The organism is Streptomyces sp. WAC 06738 (assembly GCF_003945505.1).
Classification (GTDB): Bacteria; Actinomycetota; Actinomycetes; order Streptomycetales; family Streptomycetaceae; genus Streptomyces.
Genome location: NZ_CP029618.1, coordinates 5,333,274 through 5,357,503 on the forward strand (window position 1 = coordinate 5,333,274; position 24,230 = coordinate 5,357,503).

The window sequence follows — 24,230 nt, forward strand, 5'->3', positions numbered from 1 at the left end:
GGATCGCACCCCTCCTCTGGCCCCAGCGTACGGGCTGCGTACGGCAGCCGGGGCCGGGGAACAGCAGGTCCGCCGCTTGCGGGGAGAGGCGGGCCGGCTCCGGTGTGCGGTGCCCTCCGGCGGGGGCGGCCGCACGTCGGCGTGCGGGGCCCGCCCAACCGGTGCGGGGTTCACCGCGGTCCGGTCCGGTGTGGGCATACCCTGAACCTCCAGGTGTTCGGCAACCGGCCCGTGCCGTACGTCCGGTCGCCGCGCCCTGCGCCGAGCCCGCCCGGAGCCCTGGAGGAGCGCATGTCCCTCGCCGTCGTGGTCGGTGCCGGTGGCACCGGTGTGGCCACCGCACGTCTGCTCGCCGACGCCGGCCGCCGCGTCCGCCTCGTCACCCGCGGCGGTGGCGGGCCCGAGCACCCGGCGATCGAGCGCGTGGCCGCCGACGCCGCCGACGCCGACCGGCTCTCGGAGGTCGCCCGGGGCGCCGCCACCCTCTTCAACTGCGCCGCCCCGCCGTACCACACCTGGCCCAAGGCCCTCCCGCCGCTCGCCGAAGGGCTGCTCACCGCGGCGGAACGCACCGGCGCCGACTACGTCATGCTCGACAACCTCTACGCCTACGGGCCGGTCGAAGGCCCCATGACCGAGGACCTGCCCCTGGCCCCCTCCAGCGTGAAGGGCCGCGTCCGGGCCGAGGTCTGGCGGCAGGCCGACGCCGCGCACGAGGCCGGCCGGGTGCGCGTGACGACCGTACGGGCCTCGGACTTCATCGGCGCCGGGGCGTACTCCGTCGTCACCGTCACCGTCGCGCCCAAGGTGCTGGCCGGCAAGCCCGCGCTGGTGCCCGCCGACCTGGACGCCCCGCACAGCTGGACGGCCACCCGCGACGCCGCCCGGGCGCTGGTGGCGGTCGCGCAGGACGAGCGGGCCTGGGGCCGCGTCTGGCACGCGCCCACCGCTGCGCCCCTCTCCGTACGCGAACTGGCCGACCGCCTGGCCCGGCTGGCGGAGGTACGCGAGCCGCGGCTGCGCGCGATGCCGGGCTGGCTGCTCCGCGCCGGCGGGCTCTTCTCGCCGGTGGTACGTGAACTGCCGGAGATGCAGTACCAGTTCCAGCAGCCGTTCGTCCTGGACTCGTCCCGTATCGAGGAGACGTTCGGCCTCCACCCCACCCCGCTCGACGACGTGCTCCGGGAGATGATCGCGGCCGGCTGAACGCGGCGGTGGACCTCACAGGCCCGGGGCGCCCCACAGCGGGAACCAGCGGGTCAGGTCCTCCTCGACGCGCAGATCGTCCTTGACCACCGCCTTGACCTGGAGCTCCAGCGGGTTGTCCCGTTTCTCGCCGGACAGCGGGGCGAAGGGGTAGAAGGTGCCGCGCTTGTAGAGGTAGACCAGCGCCAGGGAGCGCATCTCGGCGTCGTGGAAGGTGACCAGGGAGCAGAGGAGCTGCGGCCCGAAGCCGCTGTCCTCCAGCGCCGAGTTCACCGCGTGCAGGTCGCCCACCAGCGCGGGCAGGTCGTCCGGCGTGCGGCGGGAGAGCAGCCAGGAGTACCCGTAGTCGTCGCGGCTGAACTCGACCGGCGCGCCGGCCCGTTCGGAGTCGGCGTCCAGCAGGGCCCGTACCTCCTGCTGGACCTGCGCGAAGGCCCCGCCCTCGATGGACGCGAAGCACACCGAGCCCGCGCCGGTCGGGGTGAAGCCGACGGCCGCCTGGAGCGTGATCGCCGCCGAGGGGAGCCCGAAGAGCTGGTCGAGGTCGGGCTTGACCGGCTTGGACCGGCCGAAGAGGGAGTCGAGGAAGCCCACGAGGTCTCAGCTCCTTCCCGCGGAGTCCCCGCCGCCGCCCGGCTCGCCGAGTTCGGCGGAGATCCCCGCGAGGGCCTCCAGACGGCGCTCCAGGGTGGGGTGGGTGGAGAAGATGTTGGCCATCGCGGTGCCCGGGCGGATGGCGGGGGTGAAGAAGAACGCGTTGAACGCCTGGGAGGTGCGCAGATCCTGGGTGGGGATACGGGCGATGTCCCCGCTGATCTTGGTGAGGGCCGACGCCAGCGCGGAGGGCTTGGCGGTCAGCATGGCGCCGGCGCGGTCGGCGGCGAGCTCGCGGTAGCGCGAGAGGGCGCGGATGAGCACGAAGCTGACCGCGTAGACGACCGCCGAGACGGCCATCACCGCGGCGAGGATGACGACGGTGTTCTGGTCGCGCGAGCGTCCGCCGAAGATCTGGGAGTAGAAGGCGAAGCGGACGACGAGTCCCGCGATCACGCCCAGGAACGAGGCGATGGTGATCACCGCCACGTCGCGGTGCGCGATGTGGGACAGCTCGTGGGCGAGGACGCCTTCGAGTTCCTCGGTCGTCAGGCGGCGCTGCAGTCCCTTGGTGACGCAGACGACGGCGTGGTCGGCGTTGCGGCCGGTGGCGAAGGCGTTCGGCAGGTCCATCCCGGAGACGGCCACCCGGGGCTTCGGCATGTCCGCGGTGGCGCACAGGCGGTCGATGATGCCGTGCAACTGGGGTTCTTCCTCGGGCGTGACGAATCTGCCGTGCATCGCGTACAGGGCGATCCGGTCCGAGAACCAGTACTGCAGCGCCAGCACCCCGGCGGCGATGACCACCACCAGCACGACGGACTTGAGCAGTGCGATCAGCGCGGCGACGAAGGCCACGTACACCAGCCCGAGCAGGAACATCGTGACCACCATGCGGGTGGTCAGGCGCCGGTCGGGCTCAAAGCGGCTGCGCATCAGTTCTCACCCCGGGATCAGACCATCGTCGGAAAGCAGGTGCCTCACCTGCGTGAGGCTGGTGCCCTCGTCGGGCAGTACCAGGTCGGACGGCGTGATCTCCTCGTCCGGCAGCGGCCGGCCCAGGCTGCGTACGACGTCCAGAAGCGAGGACAGAGCCGTACCGAACGCTCCCTCGTCACCCGCGTCCGCGGCCGACTGGAGGGCGGCGTCCAGGTGGTTGAGCCGGTCCAGGTGCTGGTCGGCGACCTCATACTGGCCCTCGCCGAGAATCCGGATGATCATGACGTCGCCTCCTCGTCCGAGCCGCCCCCGGCGGCGCCGGGATCCCCCTTCTCCTCCGGGGCGGAACCGGCGGGCAACTGCGCCTTCATCCGGGCCAGCTCGAGCTCCACGTCCTGATCCGCACCCACGCGCTCGAGCTCGGTCTCGATGTCGTCCCGGCCGCCCGGCAGCGTGGCGTCCTCCAGCGCCCCGGAATCGATCAGCTCGTCCAGCGCGCCCGCGCGCGCCTGCATCTGCTCGGTCTTGTCCTGGGCCCGCTGCACGGCGAGGCCGACATCGCCCATCTCCTCGCCGACGCCGCTGACGGCCTCGGTGATCCGGGTCTGGGCCTCGGCCGCGGTGTAGGTGGCCTTGATCGTCTCCTTGCGGGTACGGAACGAGTCCACCTTCGCCTGGAGGCGCTGCGAGGCCAGGGTCAGCTTCTCCTCCTCCGCCTGCAGCGCCGCCTGCTGATCCTGCAGATCGGCGATCTGCGAGGCCGCGGTGGTACGGCGGGTGAGCGCCTCGCGGGCCAGGTCCTCCCGGCCGACCGCGAGCGCCTGCTGCGCCTGGCCCTCCAGCTTGCCCGTGGACTGCCGCAACTGGTCCGCCTGCAGCTCGATGCGTTTGCGGCTGGTGGCGACGTCGGCCAGACCGCGCCGTACCTTCTGCAGCATCTCCAACTGCTGCTGGTACGAGTAGTCCAGGACTTCACGCGGGTCCTCGGCCCGGTCGAGCGCCTTGTTGGCCTTGATCCGGAACAGGTCGCCGATACGCTTGGTGATGCCGGTCATGAGACCGCCCTCCTCTCGCCTCTCGACTTCGCTTGGTGCGCGAGAGACAGGCCGGGCGATTGCGCATACGCGCGCGGTGAGCCTGCCGCGTGGGGCCACAACCCCGACCATGGCACTTCCATTGTGCCGCACCTGCGCGGTCCGGCATCTTCACCGGCTGGGGGGCGGGGGTGTGGAGGCGGCCGCCGGGCTTCGCCCTGGGCGGCGGGGTTGCTACGCAGAGTGAGGGAAGCGCGTGGAGTAGGGCGTCCCGTCGCGTACGGAGCCGCCGGGCTGGGGCTCCGTACGCGATGGGACGGGGCGGGACGGGACGCGGCGGGGGCGGAGGGGCGAGGCTCAGTCCGTGATGAACCACTCGTCCTTGAGGTACCCCATGGTGCGCCTGCCGAGTTCGCTGTCGGAGAAGGTGACGGAGGCCCTCACCGCTTCGGCCGGAATCTCGACCTTGTCGGGGGCGAGCACGGTGACGCCCTGCGGGTCGACGGTGGCGGTCTTGAGAGCTTCCTTCTGCTCCGGCGAGATCATCTGGAACATGGCGAGGAACGCCGTCGTGCACGGGCCGACGCCCTCGGCCTCCCCCTTCTCGGCGGCGGGCCCGGCGACCTCGCAGACGGTGTCGACGTCCTCACGGCCCACGGCGTGGAGGTACACCTCGTACCGCTCGATCGCGCCCTCCTTCGTCTTGGGCGCGGGCCCGTCACCGGCCGGAAGGGCGGACGGCTTCTCGCTCGGGGCGGACGGGGACGGGTCGGCCGAGGGCTTCTCGACCTGTGTGGAGGCGGACGGCTCCGACGCCGCCGGAGCCTTCGCGTCCGAGTCGTCCTTGTTCTTGTCCGGACCGCACGCGGTCGCGACCAGGGCCACACACCCCGCCACGACCACACTCACCATCGCCCGAGCCTTCATGGGTCCCCCTCAGCATCAGCCGGCAACACAAGGAGGTCACGCAGCCCGCGGCAGAACGGTTCCGGCCCTGCCGGGGTAATACCCGGCAGGACCACGACGGGCCGTGCGATCGCGCCCGGCCCGCCGGGCCGGCCTCAGTGCTCGCAGAGGGAGAACTCCCGCTCGTAGAGCTGCTCGTTGTGTTCGTCGACGAAGAACTTGCGTTCGTGCATGAGCTGTTCGCGGTGGGCCTTGGCCTCCTCCAGCGTCATGGTCGACGTGTCGGCCCAGGGCTGCTGCGGTGGCACATCGGACGTCGAGACGATGGTCGTCTCCGGGTCGACCAGGAAGAACACGAGAATCTTGCGATGCCCCGGGCGGGTGGGGTCCGCGAGGCGGAACTCGCCGACGCGGTGCTGGAGGATGTTCGGGAAGGCCAGGCAGCGGCCGGCGGGGGTGGCTGCGGAGCCGAGGACCTGGTTCAGCGGGTCCTCGTCCTCCAGGCCGTAGACCTCGCGCACGCCGTTGTCGTCGTTCTGCTCGTAGCCCGGCTGGTCGAGGGCGGCCCGGAAGCTCAGCCGGCTTTCGGTGATGTTCTCGCTGTCCCAGTAGTAGATGCCGGTCGAGACGATCCGCTCGTTCACCATCCCCTCGACGTGCCACGACCCCCCGGCGTACTCGGGCCTGTCCGGGGTGAGATGGATCGTGGCCAGCTTGACTATGACCTGGAGCCGCCGCCCGCGCAGGTCGACGCGGGCGGAGTCGCCGGGCGGCTCGGGCGGGGTGAAGGCCGGCGCGTCCGGGATGACCGGGCTGCGGTTCTCCCACCAGTCGTCCTGGGCCTGCTCCCAGGCGCGTACGGCCTCCTCGTAGGCCGCCTTGTCGCTGTGATCCTCCTCGTCCGGATACTCGGGCTCGGAGTCGTACCACCCGTACGGATCCGGCTCGATCCGCAGGGGCCGCGGGTGGCGCAGATCGGTGAGCACGTTCTCCAGCATCGGCAGCAGGCGGGCGAACAGGTCGGGGAGGACGGCGGCCAGCTCGCGATGGGTCTCGGGGTGGACATTGTTCACGTACGAACGGAAGGCGACCTCGCCGTCGGCACTGACGTCGACGTCGGTGGGCAGCCACTGGAACTTCTCGGAGAACTCGTACGCCGACCAGCGGTCCGTCGGATTCCGCCAGGCCCGCTCGGGCGCGCCGCTCACCCCGTTCACCAGACAGAACAGCGACGGATGAACCAGATCCAGCACCTGCCCCTCGGACCCGGGATGCCAGTCCCGCTCCTCTTCCGGCACCTCCTCCAGCACCCGGACCGCCTCCCGCAACCGGGCCCTCAGCCCGTCATCGACCAGCCGGTCCGACTGCCACACCCCGTCGACGGCGGAAACCTCCACGCCGTTGCTCGCGTCGCGCAGCGCCGCGTAATGCGCGAGCTCGGCGAGGACATAACCGACCTGCGCTTCGGTGAGACCCTGGGCGATCGCCTCTTGCATCCACCTGGCGACGACGCCGGCGTCGTTCATCTTGTCGAACCACTCCGGCTTCGCCCGAATATGGGCGCTGCACTGCATCATCTCGAGTTCCCGCAGGGTGCGAGGCTTCGCGAACGAGAGGGAACGCGATGCCTGAAAGGGCAGCGGGAAAGCAGAAAGGCGACTCAATTCTCTTGATCCTCCCGGTCGATGTGCGGTGGCCGGAAGCGTACGGGACCCCACTGACACCCCGACCTGCCGTCCCATCCCCGCAGTTCAGCGAGCGGGGAACCCGCCGTGGCCCCACCTCCACCGCACCCCGGCGGCCCTCGGGCGCGGTCCCTGTGGCGTCAGTGGTTGCTGATCCTGCTGGGGCCGATAGCCGGTGGGATACGCAGTTGTGCGTATGACGAAGTGCTCTTGCAGGCATCAACCTGGTGGCCCTCTATGGGGCTGGGGGGTTTATGCCGGACGGGATGTACGACTGGTTACACGAAGCCGTTGCGGAGTTCGGCAGCTCGTGCAAGGCGAAGCTCACCGGGGGCGGAGGAAGTGCCGAGGCTGCCATCCGCGGACCGCTGGAGACGCTGCTCAAGGCGGTTGCGGAACACCATGATCTCGGTGAGCTCACCTGGCACGACGAAGTGCGTATCCCGGATCTCGGGGTACGTCCCGACTACGCCCTGCGGCAACGCGGAGCCACCATCGGTTATCTGGAGGTCAAAAAGCCCGGACTCTCCGTCGACCCGGAGACCTTCACCGGCCACAACAAAAGGCAGTGGCACCGGCTCCGCGACATCCCCAACCTCGCTTACACCAACGGCACCGAGTGGCGGATCTTTCGCGACGGGGTCCAGTTCGGCGAGACGGTTCGGCTCACCGGTGAGTTACGGAAGGCAGGTGGACGACTCGCGCCCGCAGACCCCGCGGCGCTCGACGCGCTGCTGCGGACGTTCGTGGGTTGGGGCCCGCCCGGCATCGGCCACGTCAGCCGGCTCGTCCAGCACATCGCACCACTCTGCCGGCTGCTGAGGGCCGCAGTGCGGGAACAACTGGCCGCCGAGTCCCGGTCCACCGCACCAGAGGACGATGCCCGGACCCGCCCGTTCACCGGGCTCAAGAGCGACTGGCGCAGGCTGCTCTTCCCCTCCGCCGACGACGCCACCTTCGCCGACGGATACGCGCAAACAGTGACATTTGCGCTTCTACTGGCCCGGACGGAGAACATCCCCCTCACCACGGGCGGCCTCCATGAGGTCGGCCGGCGGCTGGATGCCGGGCACGCGCTGATGGGCAAGGCCCTGCAACTGCTCACCGACAACGTGAACGAGCGGTTCTCGGTGACTCTCGACCTGCTGACCAGCACCATCAACAGGGTCGACTGGCCCGTCATCCGCAGAGGCAACCGCGACGCGTACATGCACCTGTATGAGAAGTTCCTCACGGTCTACGACCCCGAACTCCGGCAGCGCAGCGGTTCGTACTACACACCGCGCGATGTGGTCGACGACATGGTCCGCCTCACCGAGGATGTGCTGCGCAGCCGGCTGAGCAAAGCAGAGGGCTACGGCCAGGACGATGTGCGCATCGTCGACCCGTCGATGGGCACAGGGACCTACCTCCACTCGATCATCGAGAGGGTCGCCGAACGGGCGTCCGCACAGCACGGCCCGGCGATGAGACAGGACGCGATCGAGCGACTGGCCCGGCGTCTCTTCGGGTTCGAGGTGCAGATGGGGCCGTACGCCGTCGCGGAACTGCGCACCTCTGACCTGCTGAAGCGGTACGAGGCTCCGCTGCCCGAGCGCGGCCTCAACCTCTTCGTCACGGACACCCTGGACAACCCCTATGTCGAGGAAGAGGAACTGGCCTCGACGTACGGCGTCCTCTCCGACTCCCGCAGACGCGCCAACCTGGTGAAGGGCACCGTCCCGGTCACCGTCGTGATCGCGAACCCGCCCTACGACGACAAGGCGGAGAACCGCGGCGGCTGGGTGGAGAAGAGGCCCGTGGCGAAGGAGAAGCCGCTGCTGGACGAGTTCCGGTTACCGGGGAACGGCAGATACGAGCATGTGCTGAAGAACATGTACATCTACTTCTGGCGCTGGGCCACCTGGAAGGTCTTCGACGCCCACGACGAGGACCGGCACGGCGTCGTCTCCTTCATCACTCCGTCGGGCTTCGCCACCGGCCCGGGCGGTCGCGGCATGCGCGACTATCTACGGCGCACGTGCGACGAGGGCTGGATCATCAATCTCTCTCCCGAGGGACAACGCGCCGATGTAGGTACGCGGATCTTCCCGAAGGTCGCGCAACCCTTGGCCATCTGCATCTTCCTGCGGCGGGCGGACGCCGACCCGGGGCGCATGGCCCGTATCCACTACCGATCCGTCCACGGCAGACAGGCGGAGAAGTTCCGCCAGCTCAACGAGATCCGCCTTGACGACGACGGCTGGCGCGACGTCCACGAGGAAGCGACCCGGCCGTTCACCCCCGCCTCGCAGTCCGGCTGGGACGACTTCCCGGAGTTGAACGACTTGTTCCCCTGGGGGAGTCCTGGGGTGAAGGCGAACCGCTCGTGGGTGACTTCTCCGTCGCCCGAGATCCTGCGTCGTCGCTGGGCGCGGTTGATCCGCGAGCAGGACAGAGAGGAAAAGGCCCGACTCTTCAAGGAGACAGACACCCGCGCCCTCGGCCTGAGGCGCGATCCACTGCCGGGTCTGCCGTGCCACGCGCAATCCCTTGCAGATGAAGTCGCTATGGTGCCTGATCTGGTGCCCGTAGCCCTGCGCAGCTTCGACAGGCAGTGGCTGATTGCTGACCACCGAGTGCTCGACCGGGCGCGCCCCGAGCTGTGGGAGGCGCGGCTACCAGGTCAGATCTACCTCAATCAGCAGTCCTCCCACGAGATCGAGACCGGCCCGGCGGTGATGGCGACCGCGCTCATCCCTGACACCCACCACTTCAACGGGCGTGGTGGCAGGGTCCTGCCGCTCCTGCACCCGGACGGTTCGGCGAACGTTCCAGCCGGGCTGCTCCCGCACCTCACCGGTTCTCTCGGCACAGAGCCGGTGACCGTCCATGATCTGGCCGCCTACACCGTCGCCGTCGCCGGGCACACACTCTTCACCGAGCAGTTCACCGAGGAACTTCTCACCCCCGGTGTCCGGCTGCCGCTCACCAGGAACCCGGAGACCTGGCAGAGGGCCGTCGAACTCGGTGCCGAAGTCCTGTGGATCATGACGTACGGCATGTATGGGTGTACGTCCGTCGGCGTCGAGTTCGGGGAGGACGACCCCCGTCGCATTCGCTACCTCAGCCACGTCGGCGAAGCCGTGCCGGAAACCCTTCGCTACGACAGCAGTGCTCAGACGCTCCATCTCGGCCACGGCGCCTTCGGCCCTGTCACGCCGAGCGTGTGGGAGTTCGATGTCGGAGGAATGCGCGTCGTGCGCAAGTGGTTCGGTTACCGGAAGGCGTCGCCGAACAGCAAGAAAACGAGCCCGCTCGACGACATCCACACCGACCGCTGGCCGGAGGCATGGACAACCGAGCTGATCGAGCTGCTGTCGGTTCTCCGCCGGCTGAACGAACTGATCCCGGTCCAGCGGGAGCTGCTGGCCGCGGTTCTCGCAGGTCCGGTGGTGACCGAGCAGGACTTGAAGAACGCCGGCGTGCTGCCCGTCCGCGAGACCGCCCGCAAGGCCCGGCGACGGCTTGCCGACGGACTGTTCGCAGATCCGGATGCGGGATAGCGGGGGCGGGTCAGGATAGGCAGGAGAGCGCCTCGTCCAGGGAGAACTCCCCCTGAGCCAGCTTTCGCAGGGCGTACGGAGCGCGATCCGGACCGCCGGCCGGCGCCGGTCTGGACTCCAGGGCGGCGGCGAAGGCTGACACGTCGGCCAGCCGTCTTTCGGCCTCCTCCTGGGCAGCTCGATGGAAGACGGCGGCCCCGAGCAGCGTCAGCGAGAGAAGCCCGTCCGTATCCGAGACCAGCTTCATCCACAGAAGGTCCGGCACGTCGGCGGCCACCCGCTGCGGGTCGAGTCCGCGGGCCGCTGCGTATGCGGGTTCGCGGCTCGGTGAGGGGAGCGCGGCCTGCGCCAGCTCGGCGAGCAGCCGGTGCTGTGAAGCCGTCAGGGAGACATGGGGGACGGACATGCGCCATGCCTAGCACACGGGTGGCATGACCTACTCGCCCTGTGCCTGCCACCGCCGGCCGGCGCTCTGCGGGAAGCTCTGCCCGAGGGCCACCTTTCCCGCGCTTCGGTCGGCCCGGAGTATTCGTCTGCCTTCCGATTCCGGTCGAGCAGTGCGCAATGGTCGGCGCAAGGCGGTCTGGTTTGATCGTTGATTCGTGGCTGCAATTTCAGGGCTCAGGGCATAGCTCGCACTGTGAGGCACATCACCTTGCCGGAAAGGTGTAGACCGCGGTTCTGCCGGATTCCCGAACGTGCAGTTCGCCGGGGCGTTACCGCGGGTTAAGGAGTTGTGCGTGGCGCGGAATCCATGATCGCGGGGCGAAATCGACGCGCTGCTCATGCGTGTTCGCTCATGTGGTCGGGTTGGCTGGGTGCAGCACGTTCACCGGGTGACGAGGGAGTCACCCGATTCTCCATATCCGGCCCGCTCGAAGAGGACCTATGACCGAGGAAGTCCCCGCAGAGGATCACAGCAGCCCGGTGACGCACGCCATGCTGCACGTCCCGCCCGTGTGCGAGGCGCTGTACCTCGCCAACGCGGACGCCTACTTCACCTACGCCCAGCACTGGCTCGACGACGAGACCGCGGAAGAGGCGATCCACCTGGCGTTCCATCAGATCCGCAACCGCTGGGAGGAGCTGGGCCGGCACGGCGATCTGCGGCAGCAGGCGTGGGCGATCCTGCGCCGGGTGGTCGCCTCGTACGTCGAGGAGTCGGCGGTGCGGCGCGAGATCGCGCACGTGCTGGCCGTGTACCAGGAACTCCTGGAGCAGCAGAACGCGGGCGTCGGGCTCTACGAGGCGATAGCGAAGCTCTCGCCGCGGCAGTTCGACGTGGTGGTCCTGCGTTACCTGTGCAAGTTCCCCACCGAGCGGATCGCCTGGTACCTGGGTGTCACGGCCAGCACCGTCGACTACCACTGCCGTCGCGCCACGAAGCGCCTGGAGCGGGATCTCGCGCAGTTGCTGAAGAAGGACGGGGACACGAAGTGAGCGAGCAGAGCGCGGCAGTCGAACAACTCCTGGCGGGGGCCGGGGAGATGATGCTGGCGGGCCGGCGGCGGTTCGATGTGGCGGCCGGTCTCCGGCGGCTGCGGGAGGGGCCGGCCGGGTATACGGGCCCGGGCACGGACGCCTCTCCCGTGGTGCAGGCGCGGGACGAGTTGTCGGTCCTGGTGCGCTGGACCGTCAACCGGGCCGGGGCGAGGGGGTTCGTCGGCCGGCTGGCCAGTCTGCTCAGCGACCACGGGCCGCAGTGCCACGAGGCGTGGCTGGAGGTGCCCGACATAGACGGGGCGATCCGCGGCATGCAGGTCTTCGCCTGCATGCTGTACCAGGCGGATCACCGGGAAAGCGCGCAGTTCTGGTGGCAGTTGGCCGCCGGCGCCGGCAGCCGCGCCGCCGCCTACTGCCTGCACCTGCACCACCTCGGCCTGGGCGAGCCCGCCGAGGCCGGCCACTGGCGCACGCAACTGCAGGAGGACGGGGGACCGGACGACGAGTTCATATCCGGCGTGAGCCTCTTCGCCGACTACGTCGACCGCAACTGCGAACCCGGCTGGGAACCGCACATGCACCGGGAAATACAGCGTCTGGCTTCCCGCGAAGACGTCCGCGACGCGCTGGTCTGCCGGCCGGAGAGCGAGATCGCCGACCGCTTCCAGCGCTACTGCGAGCAGCACTGACGGAAGAAGGGTGTGCCGCTCCCCGGCTCACGTGCCCGTCCTCGTACGGGCGAGGGCGCGGGCTGACGCTCCCTCAACCGACGGGGTGTCAGTGGTGGCCGCTAGTCTTCGGCGACGTGTGCGAGCCGGGAGGGGCAGTCATGGCTGAGGAACCGATCGACCTGATCCGCCTGGAGGGGGAGGGGAACACCGTCGTTCTCCGGATCGACGGGAAGGAGGAGCGGAAGGGGCCTGACGAGGCGGATGTCCTGGTCGGGGAGTTCGTGGTCGAGACGCCGTTCGTCCGCGGCACCCTCAAGACCTGGGTCGGCCCCGAGGGTCTGGGGGAGTGGCAGCAGGCCCTGGACGCGCTCGACGCGGGCCAGGACATCGCCTGGCGCGAGGGAACGCGGGATCCGTGGTTCTTCGTCGAGCTGGACGAGGACGACGATCGGTGCCAGGTCACGATCAAGGACTCCTCCGACTCCCTGACGACGGTGACGGTCACCGTCCCCTTGGCCGACGCCTGGTTCGACGACGCGTACCGGCGCCTGGACGAGGTCTGGGAGACCTGGCCCCTGGACGAGGACTGAGGCCCGCCGGCCGGATCATTCGGTGACGAAGGTGGCGTGCGCCGCGATGATCTTCCAGCCCGCCCGGTCGCGGGTCCAGGTCCGGGTGTAGCGCATCCGTGCGCGCAACGGCTGCCCGCCGACGGAGCCCTCCAGTGTGCCGAGGAACCAGGTGACACCGGTGTGCGCGGTGGCGAACACCCGGAGGTCCTCTTCCTTGAGGCCCGTCAGCACCTGGTGGCCGGTCCGGTGGGCGTCCAGGTCGTCGTCCTTCGAGTAGAGGCGTCCGTCGGGCCCGGTGAACCGTCCCGCGTCGTCGAGCAGTTCGCCCAGTGCGGCGACGTCGGAGGCGAGCTGGGCGGCCTGAAGGCGCCGTTCGGCCGCGCGGAGGCTTTCGGTGTGATCGTCGTTCGACATCCGCCCAGCATGACGGGCTCGGGCGCCGGAGCGGTCTCCCCTTCTGCTGATGGCAGATCCGCCGGGTGCCTCTCGTAGCGGCGGCGAGATGAGGCGGGCCCCTGGAGGCCCGCCCCAACCGCCCCGGGGTGTGTCAGGTCGTCACGCCGTGGTTGGCCAGCCAGGTGATCGGGTCCTTCGCCGATCCGTATTCCGGGGTCGTGCGGACCTCGAAGTGCAGGTGCGGGCCCGTGACGTTGCCCGTGGCGCCGGACTGGGCGATGCGGTCCCCCATGCCGACCGTGTCGCCCGCGGAGACGTCTGTCTGCGAGAGGTGGGCGTAGTGGGTGTAGTCGCCGTCGCCGTGTCTGATGACGATCTGGTAGCCGAAGGAGTCGTCCCAGCCTGCTTCCACGACGGTGCCCTTGGCCGCGGCCTTGACCGTCGTGCCCACGGGGACGGACCAGTCCTGGCCGGTGTGGCCGTTCTGCCAGTTCGCGCCCGACGCCTCGTAGCCCGCCGTGGGGGTGCTGCCGTCGACGGGCATGACGGCCGTGGGCTCGGCCGCCGCGGTGTCGGTGCCGTAGGAGGCGTTGTCGGCGTTGGTGCCCGTGCCGTCGGCGGGGCCGTCCAGGGAGAGTTCCATCCCGGGGGCGATCAGGTTCGGGTCCTCGCCGATGACGGATCTGTTGTTCTCGTACAGCGTCTGCCAGCCGCCGTCGACGTCCTGCTCCGCCGCGATGACGGAGAGGGTGTCGCCGGAGGCGACGGTGTACGTGGTGTCCTCCTCGGCGAAGGCGGTGGACGCGCCGATGACCGGGAGGGCGAGGGTGGCGCCCGCCGCGGAGGCGCGGGTGGCGAGTGTGCGGGCGCTGCCGGGACGGCGCGCGGCGCGGTGGCGGCCGTGAGGGGATGACATCGTACGGGCCTCTTTCTCCGGACGCCTGCGGGGTGAGCTGTCGGGTTCGGGCTGGAGCTGCCCGGCCGCCGGCTTCGGCGGGCCTCACCCCTAGCCGTCGCAGGGACGGCGCGGTCCGGCGGGGGCCGGACCCGTGGGTCCCCCGCTCCTGCCCGGCGGTGCGAGCTGATCGGCAGGTACCGCGGCGCCGGGGGCAGGATTCGGCGGTCCGGCGCGCAGCGGGTGTTCGCCTTTCGAACGGGCAGCCACGCTAGGGGGATCATGTGTTCGACGGCAAGGCTGTCGCGCATTCCAGCGGAATAATTGACTCCGCGTCGCGGCGAGTTGACCTCATGCAGCCGCCAGACCCGGGCAAGCGCTCATTTGCCCCCTGACCCGTGACAAAGGGCGCGGCGAGTGGTGATGCGCCGAGTGCCCGGATTGGTGTGCGTGGGCATGCCGCCGCGCGTCCTGCCCCCGCTGACGTGATCATGGAGTCGTCTTGCCCGCTTCGCGGTGACGACCGCCCGTCCGTCCGGAGGAGCCGATCATGGACACCGATGGCCAGCCTGCGCCCGAGCCGCTGACGTGCCTGGTCACCGGGGCGTCCGGGTATATCGGCGGGCGGCTGGTGCCGGAGCTGCTGGCGGCCGGGTACCGCGTGCGGTGCCTGGCCCGTACGCCCGGGAAGCTCCGCGACCACCCCTGGGCCGGGGACGTCGAGGTCGTGCGCGGGGACGTCACGGACGAGGAGTCCGTGGGTGGCGCCCTGCGCGGGACGGACGTCGCGTACTACCTGGTGCACGCCCTCGCCTCCGGTGGCGGGTTCGAGGAGACCGACCGGCGGGCGGCCCGCGTCTTCGCCCGGCAGGCGGAGGCCGCCGGGGTGCGGCGGATCGTGTACCTGGGCGGTCTTACGCCGCGGGGGGTGCCGGAGACGTCCCTCTCCCCGCACCTGCGGTCCCGGGCCGAGGTCGGGCGGATCTTTCTGGACGGAGCGGTGCCCGCCACGGTGCTGCGTGCCGCGGTCGTGATCGGTTCGGGGTCGGCTTCGTTCGAGATGCTGCGCTATCTGACCGAGCGGTTGCCGGTCATGGTCACCCCCCGGTGGGTGGACACGCGCACCCAGCCGATCGGCGTCCGCGACGTGCTCCGCTACCTCGTCGGCTCCGCCGCCATGCCGCCTGACGTCGACCGGACCTTCGACATCGGCGGGCCCGACGTCCTGACGTACCGGGAGATGATGCGCGGGTACGCCGCCACGGCGGGGCTGCGCAAGCGGCTCATCCTGCCCGTGCCGGTCCTCACCCCCGGGCTGTCCAGCCAGTGGATCGGGCTCGTCACCCCCGTGCCCGCCGCCATCGCCCGGCCCCTCACGGAGTCGCTGCGCCACGAGGTCGTCTGCCGCGAGCACGACATCGCCCGGTACGTGCCCGACCTGCCGGGGCGCCCGCTGCCGTTCGACGAGGCGCTGGCCCTGGCGCTGCGCCGCGTCGGCGAGGCGCGGGTGGCGACCCGGTGGTCGTCCGCCGCCGCGCCCGGCGCACCCAGCGACCCGCTGCCCACCGACCCGGACTGGGCGGGCGGCAGCCTCTACGAGGACGAACGGCAGCTCTCCGTCGACGTACCCCCGGACGTGCTCTGGAAGGTGATCGAGTCCATCGGCGGGGACAACGGCTGGTACTCCTTCCCGCTCGCCTGGGCGGTCAGAGGGTGGCTCGACCGCTTCGCCGGCGGCGTCGGCCTGCGCCGCGGGCGGCGCGATGCCGCGCACCTGCGGGCCGGCGACTCGCTGGACTTCTGGCGCGTCGAGGAGATCGAGCCCGGGCGCCTGCTGCGGCTCCGCGCGGAGATGCGGATGCCGGGGCTGGCGTGGCTGGAGATGTACGCCGAGCAGGATGCCGCGGGCCGTACCCGGTACCGGCAGCGCGCCCTGTTCCACCCCCGCGGCCTTCCCGGGCACGCCTACTGGTGGTCGGTCTTCCCCTTCCACCGCGTCGTCTTCGGCGGCATGGCCCGCAACATCACCCGGGCCGCCGCCAGGGACGCGGGCGTCAGTCCTTCCGGCCGGCCGCGGTGAGTGCGGCGAGCGCCGCGTCGAGGCGTTCGGTCGCCTCCCCGGCGACCGGGCGCAGCGCGTCGAGTCCGGTGAGGGCGACCATCGTGCCGGGGTCGAGGGCCTGCACGGCGGTGCGGTCGCCGTCGCGCCGGACGACGACGTTGCAGGGGAGCAGCAGGCCGATCGAGCGGTCGGCGTCCAGGGCGCGGCGGGCGAGGGGCGGGTTGCACGCGCCGAGGATGACGTAGTCCTCCATGTCGTGGTCGAGCTTGGCCTTGAGGGTCGCGGTGACGTCGATCTCGGTGAGGATGCCGAAGCCCTGCGCCGCGAGGGCGTCGCGGGTGCGGGCGACGGCGGTGGTGAAGTCGGTGTCGAGGTGCACGGTGCGGTCGTAGCGCATGGCGGTCGGCTGCCCTTCCGGTGGTCGGTGCGTGGGGCGTCAGGCGGATCCCCGGGGTGTTCCCCCCCCTTCCCAAAATACCCCCCCGGGTAATTGTGCTACGGTCGCTCGTATACCCCCGGGGTAATGAGACACGGAAGGGAGTACGTCGTGTTCTTCGTCGACACGATCGAGGTGCCGGGGCTCGGCAACCGCAGCTATCTCGCCGGCGGTGAGCACACCGCCGTCGCCGTCGACCCGCCGCGCGACATCGACCGCGTGATCGCCGCCGCCGCGCGGCGCGGGGTGCGGATCTCGCACGTCGCCGAGACGCACGTGCACAACGACTACGTCACCGGGGGCCTGGAGCTGGCCCGGGTCACCGGGGCCGCGTACCTCGTGCCCGCCGGCGCCCGCGTCGCCTTCCGGCGCGTACCCGTGCGCGACGGGGACCGTACGGAGATCGACGGCCCCCTCGCGCTGCGGGCCCTGGCCACCCCCGGGCACACCCCCCACCACACGTCGTACGTGCTGGAGGAGGACGGCGCCGCCGTCGCCGTGTTCACCGGGGGATCGCTGCTCATCGGCACCGTCGGGCGGCCCGACCTGGTTGAGCCGCGGCTCACCGAGGGGCTGGCGCGGGCGCAGCACGCCTCCGCGCGCCGGCTCGCCGACGAGCTGCCCGAGGAGACCGCCGTGCTGCCCACCCACGGGTTCGGCAGCTTCTGCTCCTCCGGGCAGGCGAGCGGCAGCGACACCACCATCGGACGCGAGAAGGCCGTCAACGACGCCCTCACCCGCGACGTCGACACCTTCGTCGCCGACCTGCTCGCCGGGCTCGACGACACCCCCGCGTACTACGTCCACATGAGCCCCGCCAACACCGCGGGCCCCGCCCCCGTCGACCTCACCCCGCCCGCCCCCGCCGCGGCCGAGGAGATCGCCGCCCGGCTCGCCGCGGGGGAGTGGGTCGTCGACCTGCGCCACCGCGTCGCCTTCGCCGAGGGGCACGTCTCCGGCTCGCTCAACTTCGAGGCCGCCGGGCAGCTCGCCACGTATCTCGCCTGGCTCATCCCCTGGGGCAAGCCCGTCACGCTGCTCGCCGAGTCCGCCGGGCAGCTCGCCGACGCCCAGCGCGAGCTGGTACGGGTCGGCATCGACCGCCCCGCCGCCGCGGCCACCGGCATGCCCGCCGACTGGGTACGCGACGGGGAGACCCCGGCCTCCTTCCCCCGCGCCACCTTCGCCGATCTCGCGGGGAAGGCGGCCGGCGCCGTCGTCCTGGACGTACGCCGCGACGCGGAGCGCCGCGCCGCCGGACACGTCGAGGGCTCCGTCCACATCCCCATCCACACCCTGCCCGAACGGCTGGCCGAGATCCCCGCCGGTGAGGTGTGGGTGCACTGCGCCGGCGGCATGCGCGCCGCCATCGCCGCCTCCCTGCTGGACGCCGCGGGCCGCGAGGTCGTCGCCGTCGACGACTCCTTCGACTCCGCCGCCGAGGCGGGGCTTCCCGTACGGACCGCCCGGTGACCGCCCGCCGGCGGGCGATACGCCCCGGTGGCCCTCCGCCGTACGGGCCCCGTCCCACCGGCGCCGTCCCGTGACCGCCCTCATACTCGCCCTCGCCGCCGGCGCGCTCATCGGCGTCGCCCTCGGCGCGCTCGGCGGCGGCGGCAGTGCGCTGGCCGTGCCCGCGCTGATCTACCTGCTCGGCTTCGGCCCCGTGGCCGCGACCTCCGCCGCCCTGGTCATCGTCGCCCTCACCTCGGCCACGGCGCTCGCCGCCCACGCCCGCGAGGGCCACGTGCGGTGGCGTACGGGCCTGCTCTTCGCGGCGGCCGGAGCCGGCCCCGCGATGCTCGGCGGGGCGCTCGCGGGCCATGTGCCCGGTGCGGTGCTGACCGCGGCCTTCGCCGTGGTCGCGGGAGCCGCCGCGGTGTGCATGCTGCGCTGCCGGCGCCGCGCGGAGGCCACTCCCGCGGTACGCCCCGGGCGGGCCGCCGCGGCCGGGGCCGGGCTCGGCGGGGTGACGGGGTTCGTCGGCGTCGGCGGCGGCTTCCTCGCCGTACCGGCGCTCATCGGGGTGCTCGGCATGCGGATGAAGGCGGCGGTCGGCACCAGCCTGCTCGTCATCACCGTCAACGCGCTCGCCGCGCTCGCCACCCGCGCGGGCACCGTCGCGGACCTCGACTGGGCGGTCGTCGGCCCCTTCACCGGCGGCGCGGTCCTCGCCGCGGCCGGCGGCAAGCGGCTCGCCGCCCGGGTCTCCGGGGACACCCTGCGGGGGGTCTTCGCCGTCGCGCTGCTCGCGGTGGCCGCGTTCATGCTCATCGACGCGGTGGCGTGAGCCGGCCGTGCGGAGTGATCATGCCAGCGACAGGAAGAGCTTCTCCAGGCGGGCGCGCATCGCCTCGGGGTCCTCCCCGTTCTTGCGGCCGGACTCCATGTCGGTCACGCACTGCTGCAGTCCGGTCGCGATGATCGCGAACCCGGCCCGGTCCAGCGCCCGGGAGGCCGCGGCGAGTTGCGTGACGACGTCCTCGCAGTCGCGCCCCTCCTCGATCATCCGGATCACCCCGGAGATCTGGCCCTGGGCCCGGCGCAGACGGTTCAGCACGGCCTTGAGGTCCGCGCCCTCCAGCTCCAGTTCCACGCTCACTCCTCGGAAAAAAATACCCCTATGGGTATCGTACGTCCCGGCCCGGGACGACGTCGAACAGTAAGGACACCACCTGCCATGACCCGCATGCCCACCACCCTCGCCACGGACCAGGCCCGCACCCGCCTCGGCGAACTCGCCGTCGTCGACGTGCGCACCCCCGCCGAGTACGCCTCCGGCCACCTGCCCGGCGCCGTGAACATCCCGCTCGACCACCTGCGCACCGCGCTGGACGACATACGCCACGCCGCCGGGCGCCGCGACCTCCTCGTCGTCTGCGCCTCCGGAGCCCGCTCCGAGAGCGCCTGCAAGCTCCTCGCCGAGCAGGGCATCGAGGCCGCCACCCTCGCCGGCGGCACCGGCGCCTGGGCCGCCGCCGGGCACGACCTGCACACCCCGGCGGCCTGCGACACCCGGGCCGGCTGGAGCATGGAGCGCCAGGTGCGCTTCACCGCGGGCAGCCTGGTGCTCCTCGGCCTCCTCCTGGGCGTCCTCGTCCACCCGGCGCTGCTGCTCATCTCGGCCGGCATCGCCGGTGGCCTGGTGTTCTCCGCGCTGACGAACACCTGCGGCATGGCGGTCGTCCTCGGCAAGCTCCCGCACAACCGCCCGCGCACCGCCGACCTCGACGCCGCCCGCGCCGAACTCCGCGGCCACTGAGCACCGCGCGCGTCGACCAGCGCGCCCGCCGGGGCGTCAGGTCACCAGGCCCTGCCGGTACGCGTAGACGACGGCCTGCACCCGGTCCCGTAGATCGAGCTTGGTGAGGATGCGGGACACGAACGTCTTGACCGTCTCGTGGCTGAGCTGCAGCGCAGCGGCGATCTCGCCGTTGGACAGGCCGTCGGCGATGAGGCGGAGGACTTCGAGTTCGCGCGGCGTCAGCGGGATGCCGGGCGGGGTGCCGCCGTCGGCGGGGCGGATGCGGGCGGCGTAGCGGCCGACGAGCTTGCGCGTCACCTCGGGGTCCAGCAGGGCCGCGCCGGTGGCCACGGTGCGGATGCCGTGCAGGAGCTGGGCCGGCGGCGCGTCCTTGAGGAGGAAGCCCGCGGCCCCGGCGCGCAGGGCCTCGTACACGTACTTGTCCAGGTTGAACGTCGTCAGCACGAGCACCTTCGCGGGGCGCGGCACCCGGGCGCCGGCCAGCCGGCGGGTGGCCTCGATGCCGTCGAGCACCGGCATGCGCACGTCCATCAGCACGACGTCCGGGCGCAGCCGGCCCGCGAGTTCGACGGCGGCCTCGCCGTCGCCGCACTCGCCCGCCACCTCCAGGTCCTCCTGGGCGCCGATGATGGTCACCAGGCCGGTACGGACCAGGACCTGGTCGTCGCAGATCAGGACGCGGATCGGCGCGGTCACGAGGCACTGCCCGCCGGGATCCGGGCCCGTACGACGAAGCCGCCGCCCGTCTCCCCGCCCGCGCTGAACTCGCCGCCCAGCACGTCCACCCGCTCCCGCAGCCCCGCGAGCCCCCGGCCGCTGCCGCCGGGCGAGGCGGCCGGCGAGGCGGCGCCCGCCGTGCTCACCTCCACCGTGATCTCGCCCGCCCCGTGGTGCACTTCGACGGACGTGGCGCTGCCGCGCGCGTGCTTCAGCGCGTTCGTCAGCGCCTCCTGCACGACGCGGTACGCCACGAGGTCGGCGCTGCCCGTCGACTCCGGCGGCGTGCCCTTCTCCGTGAACTCCACCGGCTGCCCCGCCTGCCGCGTCTGCTCCACCAGCGTCAGCAGCCTGCCCGCCGCCGGGATGCCGGCCTCGCCGTCGTAGCCGGGGTCGAGCACGTCGAGCAGGTGCCGCAGGTCCGTGAGGGCGCGCCGGCCGGTGTCGGTCACGGCGGCCAGGGTCACGTCGAGTCGGTCGGGCGCGGCGGTCAGATAGCGGGCGGCCTCGGCCTGCACGACCATCGCCGTCACGTGGTGGGTCACGACGTCGTGCAACTCCCTGGCGATGCGCGTACGTTCCGCGGTACGGGTGTCCTCGGCGACCCGGCGCCGGTGCGCGGCCTCCGCCGCCCGGGTCGAGCGCAGCCACGACCCCGTGCCCCACACCAGGGCCATCGCCAGGTAGTACATGACGAACTCGCTCGGGCCCTCGGTTCCGCCCACCCCGACGAGCGCGATCGCCAGCGCGACGTACACGGCGGAGAAGAGCAGGGCGAGGGGGCGGCGGTGGCGCTCCAGGTGGGCGCCCGCGCTCATCAGGGCGATGGCCTGGGCGGTGCCGGCGAGGGAGTGGTAGCCGCGGAGCTGGTCGACGGCGAAGCCGGCCGTGACCAGGGTGAGGCAGAGCAGCGGCCACCGGCGGCGGAGGGCGAGGGGCAGGCACTGGAACGCGACCGCGGCGACGGCGAGGGCGTCGAAGTCGCGTCCGGGGAGGCCGCCGAGCTGGGTGCCGTGGGTGTGGGACGCCGGGAGGAGGGCGGCGAAGAGGATGAGGAGCCCGAGGGGGAGGTCCCGTACCGTGACGTCGAACCGGCGCCACCGCTCCGGGAGTTGCCGAAGACGCGTCACCGGTGGAGTGTAGCGGCGGCGGGAGGGGCCGCCGGGGGACGGGCCGGTGGGGGGCGGGCCGGTGGGGGAGCCGCCGCCCCGTGTTCCCGGCATGACCCGCACCGTCCGCCCCCCCTGCCCGTGCCCGCGCCGCCCCGTACCCGCGTCTAGCCCCGGGCGGCCTGGTCCGCGACCTTCCGGATCGCCCGTACGGCCACCTCCGGCTCGTCCGCGTAGATGTAGTGCTCGCTGTTCTCCGCCGTGCTCAGCTCGCTCCGCTCCGACAGCGCCAGCCACTTGCGCTGCCCCCCGAGCCACGCCCGCTCCAGCCCCGGCCCGTACTCCGGCACCGTCGCCAGGTACTCCTTCCCGTGCCGGATCACCTCGACCGGGATGTCCCCCGCGGACCGCACCTCCCCGTCCGTCACCGTCAGCTTCTCCGGCCCCTTCCCGCCGAGGATCGCGAGGGTCTCGTCGCGGAGTTCGACCGCCGGGCCGGTGGCGGAGTCGGGGATCTCGCGGGCCAGGTCGGCGTTCTGGGTCGGCGAGGTGGCGTCCATGAGGACCAGCCCCTTGACCCGGTCGGTGTGGTCGGGCGCGTACCGCGCGGAGATCAGCCCGCCCAGCGAGTGCCCCGCCAGCACCACCGGCCGGTCGCCCGCGACCTGCTCGATCACCCCGGTCAGCACCTTCCCCGTGCTCTCGATCGTCTGCGGCCCCTCGGGCTTGTCGCTGGCGCCCTGGCCCAGCCGGTCGTACGAGCAGACGCGGTCCCCGGCGCTCAGCGTCTTCTGGATGCCGGCCAGCTTCGTCAGGTCGTCGCCGCCCCCGGAGAGCAGGACGATCACCGGCCGGCCCTCGGCGGGGCTGCCGGAGCAGGAGACGTTGACAGACTGCCCGCCGACGTCGATCTTCTCGATGCCGGTGAGCAGGTTCTCGTCGGCCGTACGCTCCTGGGCGGCGGCGGACGCGCCGCCGCCGGCCGCGTCGGTGCCGTCGTCGTCCGAGGAGTCCGAGCAGCCGACGAGCCCTGCGCCGGCCGCCGTACAGCACAGCCAGACCAGTGCCGTCGCGGTGCCGTTGCTGCGGATGCTGCGGAACACGATGTCCTCCAATGAGCGGGAATCCGGGCGGAGTCGGCGGTGCCGGCCGGGTCGGCCCGGTCGGCCGGTTCGGCCGGGGCGGCCGGTGGTCGGCCGGCCGCACTCCGGTTGCCCAGAACGCTAGGGACCCGGCGGCCCCGGAATCGTCACCGCAGGGAGGACACCTGCGCGTAGCTCGCGCGGGGGACAGCGGCCGGTGCGCCGCCGGTTTCGGGTGGCGGCGGGCGGGTACGGCCCATCGCCCGCGGGCGGATGGCGCGTACGGCTGCGCTCGCGTATCTCACCGTCGACCTGGAGGAGTACGGGATCGACAGCGGGTCGACCGCGTACGAGGCGACGGCGGTGGACGGCGACGGGGACCCGGTGCGGGTGCTGCGGTAGCCGGCCGCCGTCGCGGTGCGCCGTCCCCGCACGCGGGGACGGCGCACGCGGCGCGTCAGCCGCGGGCCATGGCGATGACGCCGGAGAGGCGCTCGCCGGCCTCGTAGATCATGTACGGCACGCCGCGGTCGGTGCCGAACGCCGGGGCCGCGGCGCGGCCGTTCTCGGGGCCCGTGGTGCGGGAGTCGTAGAAGACGCCGAGGTGGTTGCGGCGGGAGAAGTCGGCGCCGACCTCGGTGATGAGGATGTTCCCGCCGCTGCCCTTGTCGGTGTGGTAGACGACGTACGCGCTGCCGCCCCGCTCCAGCAGGTGCGCGCCGGAGACGTCCGAGGCGCCGACGGCGGCGTGGTCGATGAGCGGCGCGGGGTCGAACGTCCAGGTGCGGGCGTCGGCCGACCAGCCCCAGCCGATGTCGCGGTGGTTGGTGCGGTCGTTGCGCATGAAGAGCATGACGTAGTGGGCGCCGCGGCCCGGGAGTTCGTACGGGAAGACGCGGGCGTACGACGTCTCGGTGGTGCCGGCGGGGAGCATCGCGGTGGTGAGGACGGTCTTGTCGTACGTGAAGGCGATGCCGTCCTTGGAGCGGGCGAGGCGGGTGGTGTTGTTCTCGCCGTGGAAGTAGAGCCACAGCTCGCGGCTCCCGGCGTGCCACATGACGTGGGGGGAGGAGACGTGGCTGACGCTGTAGTGCGGGGACCAGACGTTCTTGACGACCGGGTTGCGCGGGTACTCGGTGAACGGCCCCTCCAGGGAGTCGCCGTGGGCGAGGCAGATGCCGCCGGGGTTCTCGTGGGGGGCGTAGTAGAGGTAGTAGCGGCCGAGCGGGGCGGAGAGGCGGTCGTAGACGCCGCGGACGCAGGGGAAGATGATCTCGCCGCTGGGGTTGTACGAGAGCTGCCCGGGGACCAGCAGCGTGCGCACGTACCGGTAGTCGGGAAACCCCCCGGGCGCGGCGGCCGCCGGGGCGGCACCGGCCCCGCCGAGGGCGATCAGGCCACCGCCGGCGGTGACGGCGGACGCGGCGGAGGCGGTGCGCAGGAAGCGGCGGCGGTCGAGTGTCATGGGGGCTCCTCTGTCGGCTGCGGGGGGTGGGGCGGCTGCGCGCGACGCGACGTGCTCATACGCATGAGCGGGGGAGCGGGACCCGGAAGGGGCGGCGGCTAATGCGTATTACCGGGACTGTGCCGCCACCCTCCGAAGGCCGTCAAGGCAACCCGCAAGCTAATCACGGGTAATCACCCCCGCCCCGTACGGGGACCGCTGAACCGCC

The 24,230-nt window shown here is 71.9% G+C and carries 25 protein-coding genes; 10 read left to right on the plus strand and 15 right to left on the minus strand.

Going from position 1 to position 24,230, the window contains the following annotated elements:
* The first annotated feature begins 291 nt into the window (after positions 1 to 291).
* The gene (locus DMB38_RS23695) at positions 292 to 1,206 is read left to right on the plus strand and encodes an NAD-dependent epimerase/dehydratase family protein (protein ID WP_125936854.1); all 915 of its coding nucleotides are present in this window, start codon (positions 292 to 294) and stop codon (positions 1,204 to 1,206) included.
* Positions 1,207 to 1,221: 15 nt separating this feature from the next.
* Here DMB38_RS23695 and DMB38_RS23700 read toward each other — a convergent pair whose 3' ends face one another.
* The 6 genes from DMB38_RS23700 to DMB38_RS23725 form a co-directional block, all read right to left on the minus strand.
* A complete protein-coding gene (locus tag DMB38_RS23700) occupies positions 1,222 to 1,800 on the minus strand; it encodes a hypothetical protein (RefSeq protein ID WP_125936855.1) in 579 nt (192 codons plus the stop codon).
* A 6-nt stretch (positions 1,801 to 1,806) separates the two neighbouring features.
* Entirely contained in the window at positions 1,807 to 2,736 is a 930-nt protein-coding gene (htpX, locus tag DMB38_RS23705) for a zinc metalloprotease HtpX (protein WP_125936856.1), read from the minus strand.
* A 6-nt stretch (positions 2,737 to 2,742) separates the two neighbouring features.
* Positions 2,743 to 3,021, minus strand: coding sequence for a hypothetical protein (locus DMB38_RS23710; RefSeq protein ID WP_047017825.1), 279 nt, complete (start codon positions 3,019 to 3,021; stop codon positions 2,743 to 2,745).
* Positions 3,018 to 3,794 (minus strand): PspA/IM30 family protein, encoded by a 777-nt coding sequence (locus tag DMB38_RS23715; RefSeq protein ID WP_125936857.1) that lies wholly within the window; start codon positions 3,792 to 3,794, stop codon positions 3,018 to 3,020. The genes DMB38_RS23710 and DMB38_RS23715 overlap by 4 nt, the downstream gene beginning before the upstream one ends.
* A gap of 336 nt (positions 3,795 to 4,130) precedes the next feature.
* Complete coding sequence (locus DMB38_RS23720) at positions 4,131 to 4,700, minus strand: hypothetical protein (protein ID WP_125936858.1); 570 nt, start codon at positions 4,698 to 4,700, stop codon at positions 4,131 to 4,133.
* A 134-nt stretch (positions 4,701 to 4,834) separates the two neighbouring features.
* On the minus strand, positions 4,835 to 6,343 hold the full coding sequence (locus tag DMB38_RS23725) for a DUF4246 domain-containing protein (protein WP_125936859.1): 1,509 nt from the start codon (positions 6,341 to 6,343) through the stop codon (positions 4,835 to 4,837).
* Positions 6,344 to 6,630: 287 nt separating this feature from the next.
* Between DMB38_RS23725 and DMB38_RS23730 the strand changes: the two genes are divergently transcribed.
* Positions 6,631 to 9,909, plus strand: coding sequence for a type ISP restriction/modification enzyme (locus DMB38_RS23730; protein WP_240662436.1), 3,279 nt, complete (start codon positions 6,631 to 6,633; stop codon positions 9,907 to 9,909).
* Between the two features lie 10 nt (positions 9,910 to 9,919).
* On the opposite strand, the gene DMB38_RS23735 is transcribed toward DMB38_RS23730, so the two are convergent.
* Complete coding sequence (locus DMB38_RS23735; RefSeq protein ID WP_125936861.1) at positions 9,920 to 10,315, minus strand: hypothetical protein; 396 nt, start codon at positions 10,313 to 10,315, stop codon at positions 9,920 to 9,922.
* Between the two features lie 482 nt (positions 10,316 to 10,797).
* On the opposite strand from DMB38_RS23735, the gene DMB38_RS23740 reads away from it, so the two are divergent.
* The 3 genes from DMB38_RS23740 to DMB38_RS23750 all read left to right on the plus strand — a co-directional run bounded on the left by DMB38_RS23740 (position 10,798) and on the right by DMB38_RS23750 (position 12,613).
* Positions 10,798 to 11,349 carry a sigma-70 family RNA polymerase sigma factor gene (locus tag DMB38_RS23740; RefSeq protein WP_125936862.1) on the plus strand — a complete coding sequence of 184 codons (552 nt, stop codon included), beginning with the start codon at positions 10,798 to 10,800 and terminating at the stop codon, positions 11,347 to 11,349.
* The gene (locus tag DMB38_RS23745; RefSeq protein WP_047017830.1) at positions 11,346 to 12,041 is read left to right on the plus strand and encodes a hypothetical protein; all 696 of its coding nucleotides are present in this window, start codon (positions 11,346 to 11,348) and stop codon (positions 12,039 to 12,041) included. Before DMB38_RS23740 ends, DMB38_RS23745 begins: the two co-directional genes overlap by 4 nt.
* A 140-nt stretch (positions 12,042 to 12,181) precedes the next feature.
* Positions 12,182 to 12,613, plus strand: a complete 432-nt coding sequence (locus DMB38_RS23750; RefSeq protein WP_125936863.1) for a DUF5959 family protein — start codon at positions 12,182 to 12,184, stop codon at positions 12,611 to 12,613.
* Positions 12,614 to 12,628: 15 nt separating this feature from the next.
* Here DMB38_RS23750 and DMB38_RS23755 read toward each other — a convergent pair whose 3' ends face one another.
* Both DMB38_RS23755 and DMB38_RS23760 read right to left on the minus strand, forming a co-directional pair.
* Positions 12,629 to 13,009 carry a nuclear transport factor 2 family protein gene (locus tag DMB38_RS23755; protein ID WP_125936864.1) on the minus strand — a complete coding sequence of 127 codons (381 nt, stop codon included), beginning with the start codon at positions 13,007 to 13,009 and terminating at the stop codon, positions 12,629 to 12,631.
* 133 nt (positions 13,010 to 13,142) lie between these two features.
* The gene (locus DMB38_RS23760) at positions 13,143 to 13,907 is read right to left on the minus strand and encodes a M23 family metallopeptidase (protein WP_125936865.1); all 765 of its coding nucleotides are present in this window, start codon (positions 13,905 to 13,907) and stop codon (positions 13,143 to 13,145) included.
* Positions 13,908 to 14,436: 529 nt separating this feature from the next.
* On the opposite strand from DMB38_RS23760, the gene DMB38_RS23765 reads away from it, so the two are divergent.
* Positions 14,437 to 15,966, plus strand: a complete 1,530-nt coding sequence (locus DMB38_RS23765; RefSeq protein ID WP_125936866.1) for an SDR family oxidoreductase — start codon at positions 14,437 to 14,439, stop codon at positions 15,964 to 15,966.
* On the opposite strand, the gene DMB38_RS23770 is transcribed toward DMB38_RS23765, so the two are convergent.
* Positions 15,941 to 16,345 (minus strand): DUF302 domain-containing protein, encoded by a 405-nt coding sequence (locus DMB38_RS23770; protein WP_125936867.1) that lies wholly within the window; start codon positions 16,343 to 16,345, stop codon positions 15,941 to 15,943. The two genes, DMB38_RS23765 and DMB38_RS23770, sit on opposite strands and share 26 nt — an antisense overlap.
* Positions 16,346 to 16,495: 150 nt before the next feature.
* Between DMB38_RS23770 and DMB38_RS23775 the strand changes: the two genes are divergently transcribed.
* Together DMB38_RS23775 and DMB38_RS23780 are read left to right on the plus strand one after the other, a co-directional pair.
* On the plus strand, positions 16,496 to 17,857 hold the full coding sequence (locus tag DMB38_RS23775; protein ID WP_125939225.1) for an MBL fold metallo-hydrolase: 1,362 nt from the start codon (positions 16,496 to 16,498) through the stop codon (positions 17,855 to 17,857).
* A gap of 70 nt (positions 17,858 to 17,927) precedes the next feature.
* Positions 17,928 to 18,674 carry a sulfite exporter TauE/SafE family protein gene (locus DMB38_RS23780; protein ID WP_125936868.1) on the plus strand — a complete coding sequence of 249 codons (747 nt, stop codon included), beginning with the start codon at positions 17,928 to 17,930 and terminating at the stop codon, positions 18,672 to 18,674.
* Between the two features lie 18 nt (positions 18,675 to 18,692).
* On the opposite strand, the gene DMB38_RS23785 is transcribed toward DMB38_RS23780, so the two are convergent.
* The gene (locus DMB38_RS23785) at positions 18,693 to 18,980 is read right to left on the minus strand and encodes a metal-sensitive transcriptional regulator (protein WP_047017838.1); all 288 of its coding nucleotides are present in this window, start codon (positions 18,978 to 18,980) and stop codon (positions 18,693 to 18,695) included.
* Between the two features lie 84 nt (positions 18,981 to 19,064).
* Between DMB38_RS23785 and DMB38_RS23790 the strand changes: the two genes are divergently transcribed.
* Positions 19,065 to 19,646, plus strand: coding sequence for a rhodanese-like domain-containing protein (locus DMB38_RS23790; protein WP_125936869.1), 582 nt, complete (start codon positions 19,065 to 19,067; stop codon positions 19,644 to 19,646).
* 36 nt (positions 19,647 to 19,682) lie between these two features.
* Here the strand turns inward: DMB38_RS23790 and DMB38_RS23795 are convergent, their stop codons facing one another.
* The 3 genes from DMB38_RS23795 to DMB38_RS23805 all read right to left on the minus strand — a co-directional run bounded on the left by DMB38_RS23795 (position 19,683) and on the right by DMB38_RS23805 (position 22,590).
* Complete coding sequence (locus DMB38_RS23795; RefSeq protein ID WP_125936870.1) at positions 19,683 to 20,345, minus strand: response regulator transcription factor; 663 nt, start codon at positions 20,343 to 20,345, stop codon at positions 19,683 to 19,685.
* Entirely contained in the window at positions 20,342 to 21,496 is a 1,155-nt protein-coding gene (locus tag DMB38_RS23800; RefSeq protein ID WP_125936871.1) for a histidine kinase, read from the minus strand. Before DMB38_RS23800 ends, DMB38_RS23795 begins: the two co-directional genes overlap by 4 nt.
* Positions 21,497 to 21,642: 146 nt before the next feature.
* Entirely contained in the window at positions 21,643 to 22,590 is a 948-nt protein-coding gene (locus DMB38_RS23805) for an alpha/beta hydrolase (protein ID WP_125936872.1), read from the minus strand.
* Between the two features lie 240 nt (positions 22,591 to 22,830).
* Here DMB38_RS23805 and DMB38_RS37530 point away from each other — a divergent pair, with 240 nt between their 5' ends.
* The gene (locus tag DMB38_RS37530) at positions 22,831 to 22,959 is read left to right on the plus strand and encodes a hypothetical protein (protein WP_276314968.1); all 129 of its coding nucleotides are present in this window, start codon (positions 22,831 to 22,833) and stop codon (positions 22,957 to 22,959) included.
* Between the two features lie 55 nt (positions 22,960 to 23,014).
* Here the strand turns inward: DMB38_RS37530 and DMB38_RS23810 are convergent, their stop codons facing one another.
* Complete coding sequence (locus tag DMB38_RS23810) at positions 23,015 to 24,022, minus strand: hypothetical protein (RefSeq protein ID WP_125936873.1); 1,008 nt, start codon at positions 24,020 to 24,022, stop codon at positions 23,015 to 23,017.
* Between the last annotated feature and the right edge of the window lie 208 nt (positions 24,023 to 24,230).

Excerpts from the sequence above, each read along its gene's own strand:
- DMB38_RS23730 (WP_240662436.1), top strand. The coding sequence starts at position 6,631 with ATGTACGACTGGTTACACGAAGCCGTTGCGGAGTTCGGCAGCTCGTGC.
- DMB38_RS37530 (WP_276314968.1), top strand. The coding sequence starts at position 22,831 with ATGGCGCGTACGGCTGCGCTCGCGTATCTCACCGTCGACCTGGAGGAG.
- DMB38_RS23790 (WP_125936869.1), top strand. The coding sequence starts at position 19,065 with ATGACCCGCATGCCCACCACCCTCGCCACGGACCAGGCCCGCACCCGC.
- DMB38_RS23710 (WP_047017825.1), bottom strand. The coding sequence starts at position 3,021 with ATGATCATCCGGATTCTCGGCGAGGGCCAGTATGAGGTCGCCGACCAG.
- htpX (WP_125936856.1), bottom strand. The coding sequence starts at position 2,736 with ATGCGCAGCCGCTTTGAGCCCGACCGGCGCCTGACCACCCGCATGGTG.
- DMB38_RS23750 (WP_125936863.1), top strand. The coding sequence starts at position 12,182 with ATGGCTGAGGAACCGATCGACCTGATCCGCCTGGAGGGGGAGGGGAAC.
- DMB38_RS23770 (WP_125936867.1), bottom strand. The coding sequence starts at position 16,345 with ATGCGCTACGACCGCACCGTGCACCTCGACACCGACTTCACCACCGCC.
- DMB38_RS23765 (WP_125936866.1), top strand. The coding sequence starts at position 14,437 with ATGGACACCGATGGCCAGCCTGCGCCCGAGCCGCTGACGTGCCTGGTC.
- DMB38_RS23715 (WP_125936857.1), bottom strand. The coding sequence starts at position 3,794 with ATGACCGGCATCACCAAGCGTATCGGCGACCTGTTCCGGATCAAGGCC.
- DMB38_RS23695 (WP_125936854.1), top strand. The coding sequence starts at position 292 with ATGTCCCTCGCCGTCGTGGTCGGTGCCGGTGGCACCGGTGTGGCCACC.
- DMB38_RS23740 (WP_125936862.1), top strand. The coding sequence starts at position 10,798 with ATGACCGAGGAAGTCCCCGCAGAGGATCACAGCAGCCCGGTGACGCAC.
- DMB38_RS23735 (WP_125936861.1), bottom strand. The coding sequence starts at position 10,315 with ATGTCCGTCCCCCATGTCTCCCTGACGGCTTCACAGCACCGGCTGCTC.
- DMB38_RS23720 (WP_125936858.1), bottom strand. The coding sequence starts at position 4,700 with ATGAAGGCTCGGGCGATGGTGAGTGTGGTCGTGGCGGGGTGTGTGGCC.
- DMB38_RS23810 (WP_125936873.1), bottom strand. The coding sequence starts at position 24,022 with ATGACACTCGACCGCCGCCGCTTCCTGCGCACCGCCTCCGCCGCGTCC.
- DMB38_RS23760 (WP_125936865.1), bottom strand. The coding sequence starts at position 13,907 with ATGTCATCCCCTCACGGCCGCCACCGCGCCGCGCGCCGTCCCGGCAGC.
- DMB38_RS23755 (WP_125936864.1), bottom strand. The coding sequence starts at position 13,009 with ATGTCGAACGACGATCACACCGAAAGCCTCCGCGCGGCCGAACGGCGC.